Source organism: Aeromonas sp. BIGb0405 (genome assembly GCF_024807335.1).
Lineage (GTDB): Bacteria > Pseudomonadota > Gammaproteobacteria > Enterobacterales > Aeromonadaceae > Aeromonas > Aeromonas rivuli.
Genome location: NZ_JANUEP010000001.1, coordinates 165964 through 184357, shown reverse-complemented (window position 1 = coordinate 184357; position 18394 = coordinate 165964). Strand labels below are relative to the sequence as shown.

General features: G+C 56.4%; 22 protein-coding genes, 1 tRNA gene and 1 riboswitch. Of the genes, 14 read left to right on the top strand and 9 right to left on the bottom strand.

What is annotated here, in order from left to right; all coding sequences use genetic code 11:
• Positions 1-7 precede the first annotated feature (7 nt).
• Positions 8-709 carry an orotidine-5'-phosphate decarboxylase gene (gene pyrF, locus M2366_RS00935; protein WP_259268720.1) on the top strand — a complete coding sequence of 234 codons (702 nt, stop codon included), beginning with the start codon at positions 8-10 and terminating at the stop codon, positions 707-709.
• Here pyrF and rrtA read toward each other — a convergent pair.
• Positions 684-1262, bottom strand: coding sequence for a rhombosortase (gene rrtA, locus M2366_RS00930; protein WP_259268719.1), 579 nt, complete (start codon positions 1260-1262; stop codon positions 684-686). The two genes, pyrF and rrtA, sit on opposite strands and share 26 nt — an antisense overlap.
• Here rrtA and M2366_RS00925 point away from each other — a divergent pair.
• Genes M2366_RS00925 through M2366_RS00905 form a run of 5 tightly spaced genes read left to right on the top strand, consistent with a single transcriptional unit; the run spans position 1261 to position 4098 of the window.
• Entirely contained in the window at positions 1261-1884 is a 624-nt protein-coding gene (locus M2366_RS00925) for a tRNA-uridine aminocarboxypropyltransferase (RefSeq protein WP_259268718.1), read from the top strand. The genes rrtA and M2366_RS00925 overlap by 2 nt on opposite strands.
• Before the next feature lie 13 nt (positions 1885-1897).
• Positions 1898-2587 (top strand): 7-cyano-7-deazaguanine synthase QueC, encoded by a 690-nt coding sequence (gene queC, locus M2366_RS00920; RefSeq protein WP_042042914.1) that lies wholly within the window; start codon positions 1898-1900, stop codon positions 2585-2587.
• 51 nt (positions 2588-2638) lie between these two features.
• The gene (gene queE, locus M2366_RS00915; RefSeq protein WP_259268717.1) at positions 2639-3310 is read left to right on the top strand and encodes a 7-carboxy-7-deazaguanine synthase QueE; all 672 of its coding nucleotides are present in this window, start codon (positions 2639-2641) and stop codon (positions 3308-3310) included.
• Positions 3311-3541 carry a DUF3820 family protein gene (locus tag M2366_RS00910; RefSeq protein WP_042042913.1) on the top strand — a complete coding sequence of 77 codons (231 nt, stop codon included), beginning with the start codon at positions 3311-3313 and terminating at the stop codon, positions 3539-3541.
• Positions 3538-4098 (top strand): cob(I)yrinic acid a,c-diamide adenosyltransferase, encoded by a 561-nt coding sequence (locus M2366_RS00905; RefSeq protein ID WP_259268716.1) that lies wholly within the window; start codon positions 3538-3540, stop codon positions 4096-4098. Before M2366_RS00910 ends, M2366_RS00905 begins: the two co-directional genes overlap by 4 nt.
• Before the next feature lie 97 nt (positions 4099-4195).
• On the opposite strand, the gene M2366_RS00900 is transcribed toward M2366_RS00905, so the two are convergent.
• Complete coding sequence (locus M2366_RS00900) at positions 4196-4597, bottom strand: H-NS family nucleoid-associated regulatory protein (RefSeq protein WP_042042911.1); 402 nt, start codon at positions 4595-4597, stop codon at positions 4196-4198.
• Between the two features lie 318 nt (positions 4598-4915).
• A riboswitch (Lysine riboswitch) is annotated at positions 4916-5087 on the top strand.
• An 84-nt stretch (positions 5088-5171) separates the two neighbouring features.
• Between M2366_RS00900 and M2366_RS00895 the strand changes: the two genes are divergently transcribed.
• Together M2366_RS00895 and M2366_RS00890 are read left to right on the top strand one after the other, a co-directional pair.
• The gene (locus tag M2366_RS00895; protein WP_224432731.1) at positions 5172-6746 is read left to right on the top strand and encodes a Na+/H+ antiporter NhaC family protein; all 1575 of its coding nucleotides are present in this window, start codon (positions 5172-5174) and stop codon (positions 6744-6746) included.
• An 85-nt stretch (positions 6747-6831) separates the two neighbouring features.
• A complete protein-coding gene (locus tag M2366_RS00890; RefSeq protein ID WP_042042909.1) occupies positions 6832-7413 on the top strand; it encodes a thymidine kinase in 582 nt (193 codons plus the stop codon).
• A 106-nt stretch (positions 7414-7519) separates the two neighbouring features.
• On the opposite strand, the gene M2366_RS00885 is transcribed toward M2366_RS00890, so the two are convergent.
• Complete coding sequence (locus M2366_RS00885; RefSeq protein ID WP_042042908.1) at positions 7520-8857, bottom strand: flavohemoglobin expression-modulating QEGLA motif protein; 1338 nt, start codon at positions 8855-8857, stop codon at positions 7520-7522.
• A 155-nt stretch (positions 8858-9012) separates the two neighbouring features.
• On the opposite strand from M2366_RS00885, the gene M2366_RS00880 reads away from it, so the two are divergent.
• Positions 9013-9468 (top strand): YbjN domain-containing protein, encoded by a 456-nt coding sequence (locus M2366_RS00880; protein WP_083940412.1) that lies wholly within the window; start codon positions 9013-9015, stop codon positions 9466-9468.
• Between the two features lie 135 nt (positions 9469-9603).
• Positions 9604-9691 (top strand) — tRNA-Ser (locus tag M2366_RS00875).
• Between the two features lie 203 nt (positions 9692-9894).
• Here M2366_RS00875 and cspD read toward each other — a convergent pair.
• Entirely contained in the window at positions 9895-10113 is a 219-nt protein-coding gene (gene cspD, locus M2366_RS00870; RefSeq protein ID WP_005907684.1) for a cold shock-like protein CspD, read from the bottom strand.
• 230 nt (positions 10114-10343) lie between these two features.
• Between cspD and clpS the strand changes: the two genes are divergently transcribed.
• Both clpS and clpA read left to right on the top strand, forming a co-directional pair.
• A complete protein-coding gene (gene clpS / locus M2366_RS00865) occupies positions 10344-10661 on the top strand; it encodes an ATP-dependent Clp protease adapter ClpS (RefSeq protein ID WP_005907683.1) in 318 nt (105 codons plus the stop codon).
• 59 nt (positions 10662-10720) lie between these two features.
• Complete coding sequence (clpA, locus tag M2366_RS00860) at positions 10721-12973, top strand: ATP-dependent Clp protease ATP-binding subunit ClpA (RefSeq protein ID WP_259236669.1); 2253 nt, start codon at positions 10721-10723, stop codon at positions 12971-12973.
• 65 nt (positions 12974-13038) lie between these two features.
• Here clpA and infA read toward each other — a convergent pair whose 3' ends face one another.
• The 3 genes from infA to aat form a co-directional block, all read right to left on the bottom strand.
• The gene (gene infA, locus M2366_RS00855; protein ID WP_005300033.1) at positions 13039-13257 is read right to left on the bottom strand and encodes a translation initiation factor IF-1; all 219 of its coding nucleotides are present in this window, start codon (positions 13255-13257) and stop codon (positions 13039-13041) included.
• A 68-nt stretch (positions 13258-13325) separates the two neighbouring features.
• The gene (locus tag M2366_RS00850; RefSeq protein ID WP_042042905.1) at positions 13326-14042 is read right to left on the bottom strand and encodes an arginyltransferase; all 717 of its coding nucleotides are present in this window, start codon (positions 14040-14042) and stop codon (positions 13326-13328) included.
• The gene (gene aat, locus M2366_RS00845; protein ID WP_042042928.1) at positions 14039-14746 is read right to left on the bottom strand and encodes a leucyl/phenylalanyl-tRNA--protein transferase; all 708 of its coding nucleotides are present in this window, start codon (positions 14744-14746) and stop codon (positions 14039-14041) included. Before aat ends, M2366_RS00850 begins: the two co-directional genes overlap by 4 nt.
• Before the next feature lie 20 nt (positions 14747-14766).
• Between aat and M2366_RS00840 the strand changes: the two genes are divergently transcribed.
• Positions 14767-15237: a glycine zipper 2TM domain-containing protein gene (locus tag M2366_RS00840; protein ID WP_042042904.1), complete on the top strand. Its 471-nt coding sequence runs from the start codon at positions 14767-14769 to the stop codon at positions 15235-15237.
• A gap of 191 nt (positions 15238-15428) precedes the next feature.
• On the opposite strand, the gene trxB is transcribed toward M2366_RS00840, so the two are convergent.
• Positions 15429-16379 (bottom strand): thioredoxin-disulfide reductase, encoded by a 951-nt coding sequence (gene trxB, locus M2366_RS00835; protein ID WP_042042903.1) that lies wholly within the window; start codon positions 16377-16379, stop codon positions 15429-15431.
• Between the two features lie 168 nt (positions 16380-16547).
• Positions 16548-17663 (bottom strand): alanine dehydrogenase, encoded by a 1116-nt coding sequence (gene ald, locus M2366_RS00830; protein ID WP_259236668.1) that lies wholly within the window; start codon positions 17661-17663, stop codon positions 16548-16550.
• 150 nt (positions 17664-17813) lie between these two features.
• Here ald and lrp point away from each other — a divergent pair, with 150 nt between their 5' ends.
• Complete coding sequence (gene lrp, locus M2366_RS00825; protein ID WP_005300047.1) at positions 17814-18305, top strand: leucine-responsive transcriptional regulator Lrp; 492 nt, start codon at positions 17814-17816, stop codon at positions 18303-18305.
• Positions 18306-18394: the final 89 nt, after the last annotated feature.

Genomic DNA, 18394 nt, shown 5'->3' with positions numbered 1-18394 from the left:
AAGAGAGATGCTAGATCCCAAAGTTCTGGTCGCGCTGGATTATCAGTGTGAAGCCGATGCCCTGGCCTTCGTTGAACGGGTCTCACCGACCCAGTGCCGCCTCAAGGTGGGCAAGGAGATGTTCACGCTGTTTGGCCCTCAGTTTGTGCGTCAGCTGGTTGCCAAGGGCTTCGACGTCTTCCTGGATCTGAAGTTTCACGACATCCCCAATACGGTTGCCAAGGCCGTTGCGGCCAGTGCCGAATTGGGTGTCTGGATGGTGAACGTGCATGCCAGCGGGGGAGAGCGCATGATGCGGGCCGCCAAAGCAGCCCTCGTGCCTTATGGCGATAAAGCGCCGCTGCTCATTGGCGTGACGGTACTGACCAGCATGGAACAAGAGGATTTGCAGGGCATTGGTCTGGATATCAGCCCGGCCGAACAGGTGCTGCGCCTGGCTCGCCTTGCCAGGGCATCCGGGCTCGATGGAGTGGTCTGCTCTGCCAACGAAGCGAGGGAGTTGAAGGCCGCGCTGGGGGATGACTTTACCTTGGTGACGCCAGGAATACGCCCTCTGGGCGTGGCACAGGGCGATCAGCGCCGGGTGATGACGCCCCGTGAGGCAGTGGCTGCGGGGGCGGACTATCTGGTGATTGGGCGTCCGATCACCCAATCGGCCGATCCGGCCCTGACCCTTACAGAAATCAACGACGATCTCGCCAGCCGCTGACCAAGAGCGTGAGCAGGCCAAGCACCAGGCCTGCTCCCGCACCGACCAGATGTGACCCTATGTGTACCTTGGCCCCGATCAGCATGGCGGCCGGACCATCCCCCCCGGAGTAGTGATCCAGTCCCAGTTTGATGGCAATCCCCAGCAGCATGAGCCAGCCCGAATGACGGCGGTGGCGAATGTCTTGAATGGCCCCCCAAACGAAGAGCCCATGCAGCATGCCGGACAGACCCATGTACCATTGGGTGTGCGGATAGCCATACCACAGGCCCAGGCCCACGGCGAGACTGAGCACTGCCAGCAGCCGCGGCAAGACCCAGCCCTGCAGGTAATCACAGAACAAGGCGTAGAGCACCAGCAGGCCGGCGAGGTTGAGCAGCAGGTGCCACAGATTGGTGTGAGCCAGATTGCCTGTTATGATGCGCCACCCTTCTCCCTGAGCTATCAGCGTCCGGTTGAAGGCGATGAGATCGTTTGGCACGGTAAAGAAGAGGATCAGGCAGGCGAGTGAAAGCGTGATGAGCCAGAATAGCCCAGATTTGACTGACAACATGAAAGGGCCCAACGAACAAAACAGTCGCTACTGTACACGCTGCGCCCGCGCCCTCAAAGCCTGTCTATGCGAATATATTCATCCCGTGGTGAATCGGGCCCCCCTGGTCATTTTGCAACACCCGAGTGAGGTGGGGCATCCCAAGGGTACCGCGTCCCTGCTGGCCGCCAGCCTGACCGAGGCCCAGATCTGGGTCGGGGAGACGTTCAGCGAGCACTCGGCACTGATGCAGTTGCTGGCCACTCGTCCCTGCTATCTGCTCTGGCCCGATGAACAGGCCCGGCCTCTGGCCGAGGTGCGTGCCTTGTCCCCGGGCTCAGCCCAGGGAGAGCCTTGCTTCCTGCTGCTCGATGGCACCTGGCGCAAGGCTTATAAAATGCTCTGTCTGAACCCGGCGCTGGCCGCCTTGCCGCGCATTGCCCTCGCCACCGCCCAAGGCCAGTACCTTATCCGCAAAAAGCCTTTTGCCACGGCCTTGTCGACCCTGGAGGCGGGCTATCATCTGTTATCGCAATGGGAGGGCGACCCGGCCAAATATGCCCCCTTGCCGAGCCTGTTCCATCGTCTCAACGAGCAGTGGCTCTCCTATTCGACGCGCAAGCCAGCGGCCCTGCGCCCTTAAGAGGATCTATCAAGTGAGAAAAGCAGTTGTGGTGTTCAGTGGCGGTCAGGACAGTACCACCTGTCTGGTACAGGCCAAGGCGCAATATGACGAGGTTCACGCCATTACCTTCGACTATGGCCAGCGCCATCTGGCGGAAATTGAGACGGCCCGCACCCTATCCAAGGTGCTGGGCGTGGCTGCCCACAAGGTGATGGATGTCACCTTGCTGGGGGAGCTGGCCATATCGGCCCTGACCCGTGACGATATTCCGGTCAGTGGCGAGTTGCAGGACAATGGCTTGCCCAACACCTTCGTGCCGGGCCGTAACATACTCTTCCTGACCCTGGCGGCCATCTATGCCTATCAAGTGGGCGCGGAGGCGGTGATCACCGGGGTCTGCGAGACGGATTTCTCCGGTTATCCCGATTGCCGCGATGAGTTCGTCAAGGCGCTTAACCATGCGGTGGCGCTGGGACTGGATCGTGGCTTGCGTTTCGAGACGCCCTTGATGTGGCTCGACAAGGCCGAAACCTGGGCGCTCGCCGATACGTTCGGCCAGCTGAACCTGGTGCGCGAACAAACATTGACGTGCTACAACGGCCTGATTGGCGATGGCTGTGGGACCTGTCCCGCCTGCATACTGCGCCGCCGTGGTCTGGATCAGTATCTGGCTGATCGGGCAGGCGTCAGCCTGCGTCTGCAACACAAACAGGGGCGCTAGCCTTATTCACCCCGCACGGGGTCACAGTGATTGGTAACCAGTAGTTTTATGATGCTCTACCCGATTAACGAAATTTTTCAGACCATACAGGGGGAGGGGGTGTTCACCGGCCTGCCCGCTATCTTCGTGCGCCTGCAGGGTTGCCCCGTTGGCTGCCCCTGGTGCGATACCCGCCATACCTGGGTGGTGGATCCGGCGCGCCAGGTGCCGGTCAGCCAGGTGCTGGATTGCTCTAACGAATCCGATGGGTGGAGCCCGATGAGCGGCGCCCAGATATTGGCCAGTTTTGCCGAGCTGGGTTATCGGGCCAAGCACGTGGTGATCACCGGAGGGGAACCCTGCCTCTATGATCTGAACGAGCTCAGCGAGACCCTGCACCAGGCCGGTTATCAGCTGCAGATAGAAACGAGCGGTACCAGCGAGGTGCTGACCCATCCGGCGACCTGGGTCACCGTATCCCCTAAAATAGGGATGGCTGGCGGCTTGACTGTGTTGCCCAACGCCTTGGCCAGGGCCAATGAAATCAAGCATCCTGTGGCCATGATGCGACATGTCGAGGAGCTGGATGCCCTGCTCGCCGGCGCCCAGCTGCGCGAGGATGTGGTGATCGCGCTGCAACCCATCAGCCAGAACCCCAGGGCAACCCAGCTTGCCATGGCGGTCTGTATTGAACGTAATTGGCGCCTCTCTATCCAGACTCATAAATATCTGGAAATCGATTAAATGACCGGCTTGCCTGACGAACAGATATTGCTGACTCTGGCCACGCCAATGCCTTATGGCAAATATCGGGGGCGCAGGCTCATCGATTTGCCTGAACCTTATCTGGTGTGGATGGCGCGGAGTGGATTTCCGGCTGGCTCTCTGGGGCAATCACTGGCATTGGCGTATGAGATAAAATTAAATGGGCTCGAGTCCATGATACTACCCATCATCGATAGGATATCAGTATGAGAATATATACCCGGCAAGGCGACAAGGGGATGACCCGATTGGCAGATGGTAGCCGCATTGCCAAAAGTCATCAAAGAGTGGCCAGTTATGGCGACATAGATGAATTAAATTCTCATATAGGTCTTCTTGCTGCGAAAATAACCGTTCAGCACCCCCAGGTATTAGCCGAGCTGACCCTCATTCAGCAAGAGTTGTTTGACCTGGGAGGTGAATTGGCATTTTCGAGTGAGGCGCAGTCGAGTGCTATTTGGCAGGTCAGGGAGGAGTGGACGACGCGACTGGAATCCCAGATCGATCATTACACTGAACAATTAGCGCCGCTGCGCCAGTTTATTCTACCCGGCGGATCTGAAGCGGCTGCCCTGGCCCATGTGGTACGGACACTGACGCGGCGCTGTGAGCGACAGCTGCTTGTCCTGGCTGAACAGGAGCAGATCAACCCTGCCGTCATCCCCTACGTCAACCGGCTCAGCGACTGGTTCTTTACCCTGGCTCGCTACCTGGTCTGCCAAGAGGGCAAGCCGGAAGTGCATTGGATTAAAGCGGCAGACAGGTAAATACCCAGATGGTTCTGACGACAGAGTGAGCAGCCTTGTCTGGAGCAAAAAAAAACCTCGCCATGCGAGGTTTTTTTATAGGGAATGCCTGGATAAATCAGATAGCGAAATCTGCCAGGGATTTACCTGCTTCAACGGCCTTGGCGATAGCGGAAGGCATACGACCCTGACCGGTCCAGGTTTTCTCGACACCGTTATCATCATAACGGTATTTCGGCGGACGCGGAGCGCGCTTGCTGCCTTTAGCCGGTTCGGCGGAAGGAGCCGTGCTAACCAATTCAGCCGGGTCGATCCCCGCGGCTTTCAGCATTTCGGTATATTCATTGATTTTACGCTGACGCTCTTCGCGAGCTTGACGATCGACGGCTTCATCTTGCTGACGTTCAGCAACGATGGCGGAGAATTTCTCCAGCCCTTCTTCCAGTTGTTCCAGAGTCAGCTCACGGCAAGCGGCACGCAGGCTACGGATATTCAGCAGTACTTTCAGAAATTCAGTCATAGTGGTTACCATGCGAGCAAGAAAGGGATAAATATTGGATAACTATTTTCTGGTAATTTATACGTCAGGACGACATTAAGTCAAGTCGAGAGAATTAATAAATAATTGCCTGAAATTAAGATCATTATTTTTTAATCCCTGTCGACGGGTTAATTAGGGTGAGAAACCTCATCAAGGTGGGTGTCAGGCTAAAATCTCGTCAGATCTTTCCTCCGTGATATCTCTCACTGCCATTGCACGGAAAGACTTGATTCGAATGAGTATTAAATCAAAAAACTTGATATAAAATGTCAGCACGATAAAATGCCCGCCGAATACCTTTTAAGTAGAGGCGCGCTGCCTATAACTACTCATGCGGAGGGTGATGCCTGTGAAGCATGAGGAAAGGAGCCAGCGCCGAAGTGATCATGCCATCATGCAGGGTCGCTGGGACTGCATCGAACAGGTGCAGTACTGCCATAGTCAATCACTATGGAGCGCTACTGAAGGGGCTGAGGAGTAACCCTTCGCGGGCTCATTTTCTTCTTTATCCTCTCGGTAGATCTCCACCTTATGTTGTAGGTGTCAAGAGATCATGGACATTACCCATTACGCCGATTCGGCGTGGTCCCTCATTCCCCCTTTGGCGGCAGTCATACTGGCCGTCACGACCCGCAAGGTGCTGCTCTCCCTCGGCGTCGGCATCGTGCTGGGCTGCCTGCTGGTAAATCAGTTTGCCCCCCTGGCCAGTGCCGAGTATCTCGGCCAGGTGGCCAAGGGGATATTCTGGGCTGACGGCGCCTTGAATGGCTGGAACGTCAATATACTGATATTCCTGCTGCTGCTGGGCGGCATCATCAGTCTGCTGACGGTGTCGGGCGCGACCCTGGCATTTGCAGAATGGGCGGCGCAGCGTATCCAGGACCGACGGGGGGCCAAGCTGCTGACCGGCCTGCTGGTGTTCCTGTTCTTCATCGATGACTATTTTCACAGTCTGTCGGTGGGCACCATCTGCCGTCCGCTGACCGATCGCTTCAATATCTCCCGGGCCAAGCTGGCCTATCTGCTTGATTCAACCGCCGCCCCTGTCTGTGTGTTGATGCCGATCTCCTCCTGGGGGGCTTATATCATCGCCCTCATCGGCGGCATCTTGACGGCCCATGGTATCCAGGATCAGAGTCCCATTTCTGCCTTCGTGCAGATGATCCCCATGAACTTCTATGCCCTGTTCACCCTGGCCATGGTATTGGTGGTGATAGTGTTCCAGCTCGACATCGGTCCCATGCGTGAGCATGAGCAGCGCGCCCTCAAAGGGCAGTTGTGGGATCCGGCCAAGGGTGTGCCCCCCGGCAGCAGCGGCGATCTGCCGGTCTCCAGTCGCGGCCGGGTCCTCGATCTGGTGTTGCCTATCCTGACCCTGACTGCGTCCACCGTCTATTTCATGATGGCCACCGGGGCTGCTGCCCTGGCCGAGAAAGGACTGCCGTTCGGGGTGCTGGGCGCGTTCGAGAATACCGATGTGGGTGCCTCTCTGGTCAATGGCGGCCTGTGCGGTCTTGGAGTGGCCGTGGTGCTGACTCTGCGCATGGGACTGAGCCTGCGCACCTGGCTCGAGGTCATCAAGCACGGCGTCATGGCCATGCTGCCCGCCATCTATATTCTGGTGTTTGCCTGGGCCATCGGCGCCGTCATCCGCGATGTGGAGACCGGTAAATATCTGGCTTCCCTGGCCCAGAGCGGGCTGCCCATCGAGTTGCTGCCCGTGGTGATGTTCTGCCTCTCCGGCGCCATGGCGTTTGCCACCGGCACCAGCTGGGGTACCTTCGGTATCATGCTGCCTCTGGCCGGTGATATGGCTGCCGCCAGCGAGATAAGCATGATGTTGCCGATGCTCTCTGCGGTGCTGGCCGGGGCCGTATTTGGCGATCACTGTTCACCGATATCGGACACCACCATCCTCTCCTCCACGGGGGCCGGTTGCCATCATATCGACCACGTGATGACGCAGCTGCCCTATGCGCTGACCATCGCCATCGGCGCTGCCTTCGGCTACCTGGTGCTGGGGCTGACCCACTCGGTCGGCGCAGGTTTTGTCACCAGCGGCGTCTGGTTCCTCGGGGTGACACTCTTCTACCTGAGAGCCAATCAGAAGGCGGCAGCCACCGCCTGATGAATGATGAGGGGCCTGCGGGCCCCTTTGTTTTTGACGCCATGCTGCGTTAGCATGCGCGCCATAAATTGGTATCGGAGCAGGCATGGCCTCACTACATTACAAATTCGCCGCGATGAATTCGGGCAAATCCACCCAGTTGATCCAGGCACACTTCAACTATCTCGAGCGGGGCATGCACCCTCTGGCCATGACGCCAGCCATTGATGACAGATCCGGACTCGGGGTGATCAGCGCCAGGGTCGGGTTGACGTTAAAGGTGGAGGTGTTTAGCGACAGCTGCGATCTGTTCGAGATGGTCAAGGCTCGCCATGCGGAGCAGGCCATCGATGTATTCATCGTCGATGAGGCGCAATTTCTCACCAAGGAGCAGGTCTATCAGCTGGCCCGGGTGGTGGATGAGGCGGGTATTCCCGTGATTGCCTATGGCCTCAAGATTGATTTTCGTGCCGAGCTGTTCCCGGGCTCCTACCATCTGCTCTGTCTGGCCGACAAGGTGGAGGAGCTCAAGAGCATCTGCTGGTGTGGCAACAAGGCGCACATGAATGCCAGGGTCAATGCCGATGGTCAGGTGGTGCGGGATGGCGCTCAGGTGGAGATAGGGGGCAATGCCCGTTATGTCTCCCTGTGCCGCAAGCACTATCTGGCTGGCCGGGCATTTCGTTAAGTTCAGCTAGTGCAGGCTTGAATTAGGATGAAAAGGGCCCGGTCGGACCCTTTTCTGATGGTGGGTGCAGCCATGGGAAGTGGCTCAGGCAGGGGAGGCGGGGAGCTTAATCGAATTCGCTGTCGACCGGGGTAATGATGGGATCGGCCACCGGCAGGCGATGAAACAGCTGACGAAAATGCTGCTGAACCCGGCCTATATCGACCAGGGACATACCGGAGGCGAAACCGAACCAGACATAGAGACCGGTCAGGTCACGGAACATGGGGGGCAGGTACTTGGGGGCGGCGATCAACCCCTCCAGATAGTGCTGATAGAGCACAGGAATGTCATCCAGGGTCACCTTGCCCACAAACAGCATGGGCAATATTTCAGGTACGCCCTCCAACACGGCGCTGCGGATGAAGTTGACCGTCTCCACATAGCCCTTTACGTAGGAGAGATCCTTGGTAAAGCAGGCGCCCCCCTCCACCATGCCGCCCCGGAATACGCGTTGGGTGATCTTGTAGGCATCATGCTCGCTCGCGCCCTTGTCCAGAAAATGGCGATAGAGTTCGATGAAGTCCGCGCCATTCTCGGCCATGTCGATGGCCATCACCCTGTCCGAGATGCGTTTAGCCCGGTCCGGGAAAGAGCTGAAGGTCAGAGTCTCTATCAGCACAGCCAACCCCTCCTGGCAGGCGGTGATGCGTGGTGAGCCGGCACTGAGCCAGGTCGCATAAGGTTGCTGTCGGCCATTGAGGGTGGTGCCGACATGAACCCAGCCCTCATGGACTTCCAACACCTGCAGATCCAGCTCGGAGAAGCGGGCATGGCTGCTCAGCTTGATATAGTCGCCGCCGGCTGCGGCATCCGAGACGATGCCATCGCTCAGCTTTACCTGCACCTGACCGTCGCGAAAGTAACTGGATAGCTTGTCCTGCAGCCGGTCGACCGCTGCCTGCCCCTCAAACTCCTTGGGATAGGGGCGTACCAGATGGCGGGCGCCAGGCAGGGAGAAGATGTCGCACAACCGCTCTCCCAGCTCGCGCAGTGTCTTGCGATCGCCACGCAGATGATCCCGGGCCGAGCCATAGAGACGTTGGCTGTAACGCAGAAAGTCCGGCTGACCGCGTTGGCGCAGCATCTCGATCACCACCATATATTGGTCGACGTTGGCCTGCAGTATGCGGCCCAGATCGTCATGGGGTCCCAGTTTGCGGCGGATCCTGTCCCTGAGCTCCTTGAGCTCCAGGTACTTGTTGCGCGGATCGAAGCCCAGATCCAAGCCCTGATAGAAGTTGGCATCGATGGCGGGGAGTTCACGGCCCCCCTTTGCCAGGAAGTCATGGCGGATATGATGGGGCCATTTGATGGCATCCAGAATGCGGATCGGCTTTTGCAACACCAGCAATTCATCGGAAAGGGACTTGAGGTGCAGGCGATATTTCTCTTGGATGGTCATCGATACTCGGCTGAGGGCTGCGCGCAGGTGGGCTGAGTATATGGACTGTCAGTGTCAAAAAGAAGCGCAAACAGAGGCGGGCAGGGGCCTCTGCTTTAGGTTGGCCACAAATTGGTTTAGACTGCGCCCCTCGCTTTCAAGAGTCCCATAACGTCATGATGAATACACCCAGCTCCGAAATGATAATGCGTTGGTTGCAACAGGCTCGTATCGAGCACTATGTCTGCGATCAGTGTCATGGCATCCATATCGTCTCCCTGCAATCGGTGGAAGGCATTCAGGAGAGCCGCGTCTTTGTCGAAGAGGAAGGACTGCTGTTCTCCTCCGAGCTGGAAATTCGCCCTGCGGCGCTGTTGCCCATGGTGGCCGAACTGGGCCGGCTCAACATGCAGTATCCCTCCCTCAAGGTGTTTCTCGACATCATTGATGACAATCTGCCACGACTGGTGGTCGGTCATACGGTGTTTACCAAGGCGGGCCTCACGGTTGAGCAATTCATCCTGTTTGTGCAGAGCACCATAGCCGCGACCCATGACGTGGTTGCCGAGTGTGAGCGTTTGGGCTTCCTCAACCTGGTCGATGTGGTGGTTGAACCGGGTTCTGTGCATTAATCCGGCAGTCGAGCGCAAGAGGCAGAGAAAGCCGTTGACGGGCGAGCGGCTTTCCCCTAAATTACGCCCCGTTGTCGCGGCATTGGCCGTGAGCAACCCTGGTGATTGAACAGGTAAAGCAGCAGTCAAGAATTTGGTGAGGTGTCCGAGTGGCTGAAGGAGCACGCCTGGAAAGTGTGTATACGGCAACGTATCGAGGGTTCGAATCCCTCCCTCACCGCCATATTGAAAAGCCCGACTCAGGTCGGGCTTTTTGCTGTCTGCTGTCTGCCAACATTTGTCACTCTGTCTTATGTTGAGGCTAGAAAACAGCAACGTATCTTCCCTCTATGACGCCTGACTGATTGTGAGGAGGCGATTGTGGGCAGTGATAAATAAAAAATCCGGCCTAAATGAGGCCGGATTTTTTATTTATCCAACCTTGGCTCAGATGTTTTGTGCTTCATTCGGCACAATAACAGCGGCATGATTTCCCTTCGGACCCTGCTGCAGTTCAAACTGAACGGCTTGACCCGCTTTCAGGGTTCTGTAACCTTCCATTTGAATGGTGGAGTAGTGGGCGAAGATATCGTCACCGCCCCCTTCCGGACAGATAAACCCAAATCCTTTTGCGTTGTTGAACCACTTGACTGTTCCGGTTGCCATACATCTACATCCTTTTATTGATTACCCTAAAGTCGTTGAGTAACCTGCGCCAGCCCATTATAACTAGTGATATCAACCTAATAATGGTAGGGCGCCGATTAGCAAGTAACCAATTTAGTCCAACTGATGGTCGAGTCAAGAAGTTGTTAACAAGTCATGTGATCCAGTTAACAACTCTATTGACAGCCTGACGCCTGGTGGTAGTAATCTAGAGGTACCCAAGCACAATCATGAGTAAGCAAAAAGAACTCTTTGTTAATGAAGAGATTGCGCAGTCCGAGAAGACCAAGCTGCAGCCGCCATCCATGTACAAGGTGCTGCTCAATAATGACGACTACACCCCAATGGAGTTTGTGGTTGAAGTCTTGCAGCGGTTCTTCCGGATGGATCTGGATAAGGCTACCCAGATCATGCTGAGTGTGCATTATAGTGGTAAAGGAGTCTGTGGCACCTTCACCGCCGAGATAGCGGAGACCAAGGTGGTCCAGGTCAATACCTATTCACGTAATAACGAACATCCACTGCTATGTACGATGGAAAAGGCCTAAACGACATGACGTGATGACAGAACGACACCACATTGTTGCTGTACTTAGGGGAGGTGCCTATGTTGAACAAAGAGTTAGAAAAGACGCTGAACGAGGCTTTCAAGCTCGCTCGCGATGAGCGTCACGAATTCATGACCGTTGAGCACCTGTTGTTGGCCCTGCTGGATAACAGCTCAGCCCATGAGGCCTTGAGTTCATGTGGTGCGGATGTGGAGTTGATGCGCAAGGAGATTGCGGCCTTCATCAATCAGACCACGCCGTTGATTGCCGTCGATGACGAAGACAGAGAGACCCAGCCTACGCTAGGTTTCCAGCGTGTGCTGCAACGCGCAGTATTCCACGTGCAGTCCTCGGGCCATACTGAAGTCAGTGGCGCCAATGTGCTGGTGGCCATCTTCAGCGAGCAAGAGTCCCAAGCCGCTTATTTCCTGAAGAAATCCGATATCAGTCGACTGGATGTGGTCAACTTCCTCTCCCATGGTGTGCGTAAAGACAACAAGCCAGACACCCCGCAAAACAATACCGATGCTGACGATGATGTCTCAGCCGCCCAAATAGAGAGCTTTGCCACTAACCTGAATCAGCTGGTGCTTGAGGGCCGCATTGATCCCTTGATCGGGCGCGATCAGGAGCTGAGCCGCACCATACAGGTTTTGTGCCGCCGCCGTAAAAACAACCCCTTGTTTGTTGGGGAAGCGGGAGTGGGCAAGACCGCGATCGCCGAAGGCTTGGCTTATCGCATCGTCAAGGGCGATGTGCCTGAGGTCATTGCCGGCAGTACCATCTACTCCCTGGACATGGGGTCATTACTGGCCGGTACCAAATATCGTGGTGATTTCGAAAAGCGCCTCAAGGTGCTGCTCAAACAGATCGAGCGCCAGGAAGGGGCCATTCTGTTTATCGATGAAATTCATACCATCATAGGTGCAGGGGCGGCGTCTGGTGGCCAGCTGGATGCGGCAAACCTTATCAAGCCTCTGCTCTCTAATGGCTTGCTGCGCTGCGTGGGTTCCACCACTTATCAGGAATATGCCCAGATCTTCGAGAAAGATCGTGCCTTGGCGCGCCGCTTCCAGAAGATCGATATCGTAGAACCGACCATAGATGATACGACTCGCATCCTGATGGGCCTCAAGAGCCGCTACGAGGCGCATCACAGTGTGCGCTACACCGCCAAGGCTATTCGGGCCGCGGCCGAGCTCTCAGCCAAGTACATCAATGATCGCCATTTGCCAGACAAGGCCATTGACGTGATCGATGAAGCCGGGGCAGGGCAGCGTATGTTGCCAGTGAGCAAGCGCAAGAAAGTGATCAATGTGGCCGAGATTGAGTCCATTGTGGCCAAGATAGCGCGTATTCCGGAAAAATCTGTCTCCTCCTCCGATAAGGAAGTGCTCAAGAATCTGGAACGTAATCTCAAGATGGTGGTGTTTGGCCAAGATAAGGCGATTTCGGTGCTGACTGATGCCATTCGTCTTTCTCGTTCAGGGTTGGGGAACGAGCGACGCCCGGTCGGTTGCTTCCTGTTTGCTGGCCCAACCGGGGTGGGCAAGACAGAAGTCACCCAGCAGCTCGGTAAGGCCCTTGGGGTCGAGATGCTGCGCTTTGACATGTCGGAATACATGGAGCGTCATACGGTCTCTCGACTGATTGGTGCCCCGCCCGGTTATGTTGGCTTTGAACAAGGTGGCCTGTTGACCGATGCGGTGATCAAGCACCCCCACGCCGTGTTGCTGCTCGATGAAATCGAGAAGGCACACCCGGATGTATTCAACCTGTTGCTGCAGGTCATGGATAACGGGACGCTTACCGATAATAACGGGCGCAAGGCGGATTTTCGTAACATCATCTTGGTGATGACCACCAATGCGGGTGTACAGGAGACGCAGCGCAAGTCCATTGGCTTCCAGCAGCAAGATCTCAGCCACGATGCTATGGAAGTGATCAACAAGACGTTCAGCCCTGAGTTCCGTAACCGGCTCGATCACACCATCTGGTTTAATCATTTGGATATGGCGGTGATCTATCAAGTGGTCGACAAGTTCATCGTCGAACTGCAGGTGCAGCTGGATGCCAAGGGAGTATCCCTCGAGATATCGGAAGATGCCCGTCACTGGTTGGCCGAGAAGGGCTATGACAGGGCGATGGGAGCTAGACCCATGGGACGGGTCATTCAGGAACACCTCAAGAAACCCCTGGCCAATGAGATCCTGTTTGGCTCACTGGTCGATGGGGGTATCGTCAAGGTTGAAGTAGTAAATGATAGCCTCAGCTTCGATTTTCAGGTCGATGTTGAAGCCGTGCCTCACTAACTAGAAACCACGAAACGACAAAAAACCCCAACCATCAGGTTGGGGTTTTTTGCTGAATTCCTGGCTTAGCGAGAGCGGAAAACAATACGACCCTTGGAGAGATCGTAGGGAGTCAGAGCGACTGTCACCTTGTCACCAGTCAGGATACGAATGTAGTTTTTGCGCATCTTGCCGGAAATGTGAGCGATAACCACGTGACCATTCTCCAGTTCCACACGGAACATGGTATTGGGCAGGGTTTCCAAGATAGTGCCCTGCATCTCAATACTGTCTTCTTTAGCCATTGAATCCTCTTGATAAGCCACAACAAAAATCCGCTGGATCATGCCGGATTTAAGCCAATGTGTAAAGTTTACTCGGGCTTGGTGACGATATTTTTCCATTCACCCTTAATAAGTCGCTCATGGGGCAGGAAGCGGCTCTTGTATTTCATCTTGCGACACTCCTCAACCTGATAGCCCAAATAGAGCCACTGACGACCAGTCCGCCGCCCCAGATCCAGCTGGCTCAAGATGGCAAAGGTCCCGATGGATCGATCGGCAAAGGCGGGATCGAAGAAGGTGTACATGGCGCTCAAGGCGTGAGGCAAGAGGTCCGTGACGGCCACACCGATCAGCCGGTTATTCTGATGGATCTCGAGATAGAGCGGCGGCATCCAGTCGCAGTGCAGAAAGCCCTTGTACTGGCTGCGGCTGGGAGGGTACATGCTGCCGTCCCGGTGTCGCTGGCGGATATAGCGCTCATACAGCTGGTAATACTCGGGCTTGTCGTCATAGCTCAGCACCAGGGAGAGATCCTGGTTTTGTTGCTGGATGCGCTTCTGGCTGCGACTGGGCACAAATTGCTCGCTGTGGATACGCAGAGACTGACAGGCGCTGCAACTCGGACAGTGGGGGCGATAGATGTCGTTGCCGCTGCGGCGAAAACCGGCAGTCAACAAGCGTTCGTAACCGTGAGCATTGAGCAGGTCGTTGTCCATCAGTACCAGCAGCTGCTCCTGTTGATGTTCCAGATAGCTGCAGGCATGTTTGGGGGTCAGGCCGACTTTGAGGATCACTTCTTCTGTCATAGGCTGATTGACCTCGTTTGCCAGCACCCCTCACGCAGTGGTTGCTGCCGCAGTGTCGCCAGCGCCGCTAAAAACTGGCTACGGGGCCACTCTTCGATGCCCAGGGTCGCCAGGAAGCTGTTTTGCATCTGGCAGTCGATGAGGGCACCGTCGTGGCATTCGAAGTGACGACAGAGGGCCCACATGGCCACTTTGGCGCCGTTATCGATACGGCTGAACATGGACTCGCCACAGAAGAGGCGACCGACGGCGATACCATAGAGCCCTGCCTGTAACTGCCCGTCTTGCCACACTTCGATGGAGTGAGCGTGACCCAGACGATGCAATGCCTGGTAGGCCGCTATCATCTCGTCGCTGATCCAGGTGCCACTGGCGGTGGGCCTGGGGGCGGCGCAGGCGGTGATAACCTGATTAAAGGCGCGATTGATGGAAATATCGAATGAATGACGGCGCAAAAACTTTTTCAGGCTGCGCCCCACATGCAGGCGGGAGGGGACTATTACCCCACGGGGATCCGGTGACCACCATAGCAGGGCCTGGTGGGGTTCATTCCATGGAAAGATCCCGTTGTGGTAAGCTGCGAGCAGACGAGGAGGGGAGAGATCGCCTCCAATCGCAAGCAGGCCATTGGGCTCATCCAGCGCGTGTTTGGGGTGGGGGAACCGGGTCGGCTCATCATCCAGTTGGGTCAGGTAGCAAGACATAGCATCGAGAGGTTTCATAGATGAAGGCCATTATCCTGATAGTATCCAGCCTGCTGTGCTTTGTCACGATGCAGGCCAGTGCCGAGGTCTATCAACGCAATACGGCGCGCCCGGTCAACCAGGTGGTGTTTGGTCAGGTCGAGACGATGCGCAACATTACCCAGCGTCAGGTGATTGAGTCGCAGCAATCTGGCTGGAAGACGTTGGGTGGCGCCCTTATCGGGGGGCTGATCGGCAACCAGTTTGGCGGCGGCCATGGCCGGGAGATAGCCACCGCAGTGGGGGCCTTGGCGGGCGCCGGTGCGGCGCAGTATTACCAGTCCGGCACTGAGGTGGTGGAGAACAAGTTGGTGGAGCTGCTCATTCGCAACGATCAGGACGCGCTGGTCAATGTGATCCAGGACTTCGATCCGGCCATGGTCTTCGCCCAGGGCGACAAGGTGCGGATCCTCTATTTTGATGATGGGGTGCGGGTCGACAAGACATATTGAGTCATGGCTAGCACAAGGACTCACCCGTGTCGTCAGCCTCTGTCGCTGACCCGAGTGGCAGAGAAGAGGCGGTATTGGCCACAAATCGAGAACAGACCAAAGACGTGATGCGGGGTCTGGATACAACAAAGGCATGCCGAGGCATGCCTTTGTCATTGACAGCATCTGGCCCTGCACAGGGCGAGAGGCGCTTATTGCGCGTCGAGGAAACGCTCGGCATCCAGGGCGGCCATGCAACCAGTACCGGCCGAGGTGATGGCCTGACGGTAGTTGTGGTCGGCCACGTCGCCGGCGGCGAACACGCCTTCAATGCTGGTCTGGGTGGCGAAGCCTTGCAGACCGCCGCGGACCAGCAGATAGCCATTCTCCATGGCCAGCTGGCCTTCGAAGATCTGGGTGTTCGGCTGGTGACCGATGGCGATAAAGACCCCCATCAGCGGCAGCTCAGAGGTGCTGTCATCCTTGGTGCTGCGCAGGCGGATGCCGGTCACGCCCATTTCGTCGCCCAGCACCTCGTCCAGGGTCTGGTAGGTGTGCAGCACTATGTTGCCACTGGCGACCTTGTCGTGCAGGCGCTTGATCAGGATTTTTTCGGCCCTGAACTCGTCGCGACGATGAACCAGGTGCACCTTCTTGGCGATGTTCGCCAGGTAGAGTGCCTCTTCCACGGCGGTGTTGCCGCCGCCGACCACGGCCACTTCCTGGTTGCGATAGAAGAAGCCATCACAGGTGGCACAGGCGGAGACGCCGCGACCCTTGAAGGCCTCTTCAGATGGCAGACCCAGATACTTGGCAGAGGCGCCGGTAGCGATGATCAGGGCATCACAGCTGTACTCACCGCTGTCACCCTTGAGGCGGAACGGACGCTGGTTCAGGGACACTTCGTTGATGTGATCGAACAGGATGCGGGTATCGAACTTCTCCGCATGTTCCTTCATTCGCTCCATCAGCGCCGGACCGGTCAGCCCTTCTGCATCACCGGGCCAGTTCTCCACTTCCGTGGTGGTGGTCAACTGGCCACCTTGCTGCATGCCGGTGACCAGCAGGGGATTGAGGTTGGCACGGGCGGCGTAGACGGCGGCCGTGTAGCCTGCCGGGCCTGAGCCCAGGATCAGCAGCTTGCTGTGAATGACTTCGCTCATGGTGTGATTTCCGAGACGTAATGAGTTTGCGCGATTGTAGGGAATTCGTGATCCGGGGTCAAAGGGCAGTGCGTCGATTGTGTTAATCGCCCGCCCTGAATATCAGCCATAAAAAAACCGCCCATCGCGGGCGGATTTTCACTCATCTCGACTTGTTGGCAAGGGAGATCAGTTCAACAGGGTCAGGGGGTCGGTGAAGGCAAGGCCATGGGCCTCGGCGACCTCGGCACAGGTCAATTTTCCCGCCATCACGTTGAGGCCGTTCAGCAGGTGCTTGTCGGCAAGCAGAGCGGCTTTGTAGCCTTGATCTGCCAGACGGATGATGAAGGGCAGGGTGGCATTGTTGAGGGCGAAGGTGGAGGTACGCGCCACGGCCCCGGGCATGTTGGCCACGCAGTAGTGCACCACCTCATCGACGATATAAGTGGGATCCTGGTGTGTGGTGGCATGAGATGTCTCGACGCAGCCACCCTGATCGATGGCGACATCGACAATGGCCGAACCTGGCTTCATGCGGGCAATATGGTCACGGGTGACAAGTTTCGGCGCAGCGGCGCCTGGGATCAGCACACCACCAATCACCAGATCGGCGCTTAACACGTGGCGCTCTATGGCTTCGCTGGTGGAGTAGATCACCTTGGCGGCGCCCTGAAACTCGCTGTCGAGGCGACGCAGGGCATCAACACTGCGATCCAGGATGGTGACATCGGCCCGCATGCCAACGGCCATGCGGGCTGCATTGGAACCGACCACTCCGCCACCCAGTATCACCACCTTGGCCGGCTCGACCCCGGGTACGCCGCCGAGCAACATACCGCTGCCGCCACGGGATTTCTCCAGCGCCTGGGCGCCGGCTTGAATAGACATGCGACCGGCAACTTCGGACATGGGGGCCAGCAGGGGCAAGCCGCCACGGTCATCGGTGACGGTTTCATAGGCGATGCAGATGGCGCCGCTGCCGATCAACTCTTGGGTCTGGGGCAGGTCTGGCGCCAGGTGCAGATAGGTAAACAACACCTGGTCGGGGCGCAGCATGGCACGCTCGGCGGCCTGGGGTTCTTTGACCTTGACTATCATCTGTGACTTTGCAAAAACATCGGCAGCAGAGGCCAACATTTCGGCGCCAGCAGCTTGATAATCTGCGTCGGTGAAGCCGATGCCAGTTCCCGCCCCGCTTTGGACGAAAACAGTATGGTTTCGTGCTGTCAGTTCACGTACACTGGCTGGAACCATGCCTACGCGATATTCATGGTTTTTTATTTCTTTAGGTACACCGATAATCATGCTATCCCTCGTCTATAGATTGGTGTTTTATGTTGCCATATTGTTAAGCGACATTTGCGCCTAGTATATTCAGGTATTGACAGGATTTGTGACCATAATTATAAAATGACTGGTGATTCTTACCAAAAAATAGCCAAAGGATGGAATAAAATGATGGAAGCTAAGAGTCGGCTAAAGGATTTGGACAGGATTGATCGCAACATTCTTAATGAACTGCAAAAGGATGGCAGGATTTCGAATGTTGAGTTGTCCAAACGAGTTGGCCTGAGTCCCACACCCTGTCTGGAACGGGTTCGTCGCCTGGAGCGACAAGGCTATATCGAAGGATATGCCGCTATTCTGAACCCTCATTATCTGGATGCTTCTCTGCTGGTGTTTGTGGAAATCACCTTGAACCGGGGCGCCCCGGACGTGTTTGAACAGTTCAACAAAGCCGTTCAAGTACTCGAAGAGATCCAGGAATGTCATCTGGTCTCCGGTGATTTCGATTACCTGCTCAAGACCCGCGTCAGCGACATGTCTGCCTACCGCCGCCTGCTTGGGGAAACCCTGTTGCGACTGCCCGGCGTCAACGACACGCGCACCTATGTGGTGATGGAAGAAGTAAAACAGAGTAGTCGACTGGTAATTAGTACCCGATAGAGTATTTTGTTCTGTGATGTGTCACGCAATTGATGCATCATAAAAATGAGAAACGAGCGGCCAGTCCGCTCGTTTCTGCTTGTCGAGTC

Excerpts from the sequence above, each read along its gene's own strand:
- pyrF (WP_259268720.1), top strand. The coding sequence starts at position 8 with ATGCTAGATCCCAAAGTTCTGGTCGCGCTGGATTATCAGTGTGAAGCC.
- M2366_RS00925 (WP_259268718.1), top strand. The coding sequence starts at position 1,261 with ATGAAAGGGCCCAACGAACAAAACAGTCGCTACTGTACACGCTGCGCC.
- rrtA (WP_259268719.1), bottom strand. The coding sequence starts at position 1,262 with ATGTTGTCAGTCAAATCTGGGCTATTCTGGCTCATCACGCTTTCACTC.
- queE (WP_259268717.1), top strand. The coding sequence starts at position 2,639 with ATGCTCTACCCGATTAACGAAATTTTTCAGACCATACAGGGGGAGGGG.
- M2366_RS00910 (WP_042042913.1), top strand. The coding sequence starts at position 3,311 with ATGACCGGCTTGCCTGACGAACAGATATTGCTGACTCTGGCCACGCCA.
- M2366_RS00905 (WP_259268716.1), top strand. The coding sequence starts at position 3,538 with ATGAGAATATATACCCGGCAAGGCGACAAGGGGATGACCCGATTGGCA.
- M2366_RS00900 (WP_042042911.1), bottom strand. The coding sequence starts at position 4,597 with ATGACTGAATTTCTGAAAGTACTGCTGAATATCCGTAGCCTGCGTGCC.
- M2366_RS00895 (WP_224432731.1), top strand. The coding sequence starts at position 5,172 with ATGGACATTACCCATTACGCCGATTCGGCGTGGTCCCTCATTCCCCCT.
- M2366_RS00890 (WP_042042909.1), top strand. The coding sequence starts at position 6,832 with ATGGCCTCACTACATTACAAATTCGCCGCGATGAATTCGGGCAAATCC.
- M2366_RS00885 (WP_042042908.1), bottom strand. The coding sequence starts at position 8,857 with ATGACCATCCAAGAGAAATATCGCCTGCACCTCAAGTCCCTTTCCGAT.
- M2366_RS00880 (WP_083940412.1), top strand. The coding sequence starts at position 9,013 with ATGATGAATACACCCAGCTCCGAAATGATAATGCGTTGGTTGCAACAG.
- cspD (WP_005907684.1), bottom strand. The coding sequence starts at position 10,113 with ATGGCAACCGGAACAGTCAAGTGGTTCAACAACGCAAAAGGATTTGGG.
- clpS (WP_005907683.1), top strand. The coding sequence starts at position 10,344 with ATGAGTAAGCAAAAAGAACTCTTTGTTAATGAAGAGATTGCGCAGTCC.
- clpA (WP_259236669.1), top strand. The coding sequence starts at position 10,721 with ATGTTGAACAAAGAGTTAGAAAAGACGCTGAACGAGGCTTTCAAGCTC.
- infA (WP_005300033.1), bottom strand. The coding sequence starts at position 13,257 with ATGGCTAAAGAAGACAGTATTGAGATGCAGGGCACTATCTTGGAAACC.
- M2366_RS00850 (WP_042042905.1), bottom strand. The coding sequence starts at position 14,042 with ATGACAGAAGAAGTGATCCTCAAAGTCGGCCTGACCCCCAAACATGCC.
- aat (WP_042042928.1), bottom strand. The coding sequence starts at position 14,746 with ATGTCTTGCTACCTGACCCAACTGGATGATGAGCCGACCCGGTTCCCC.
- M2366_RS00840 (WP_042042904.1), top strand. The coding sequence starts at position 14,767 with ATGAAGGCCATTATCCTGATAGTATCCAGCCTGCTGTGCTTTGTCACG.
- trxB (WP_042042903.1), bottom strand. The coding sequence starts at position 16,379 with ATGAGCGAAGTCATTCACAGCAAGCTGCTGATCCTGGGCTCAGGCCCG.
- ald (WP_259236668.1), bottom strand. The coding sequence starts at position 17,663 with ATGATTATCGGTGTACCTAAAGAAATAAAAAACCATGAATATCGCGTA.
- lrp (WP_005300047.1), top strand. The coding sequence starts at position 17,814 with ATGATGGAAGCTAAGAGTCGGCTAAAGGATTTGGACAGGATTGATCGC.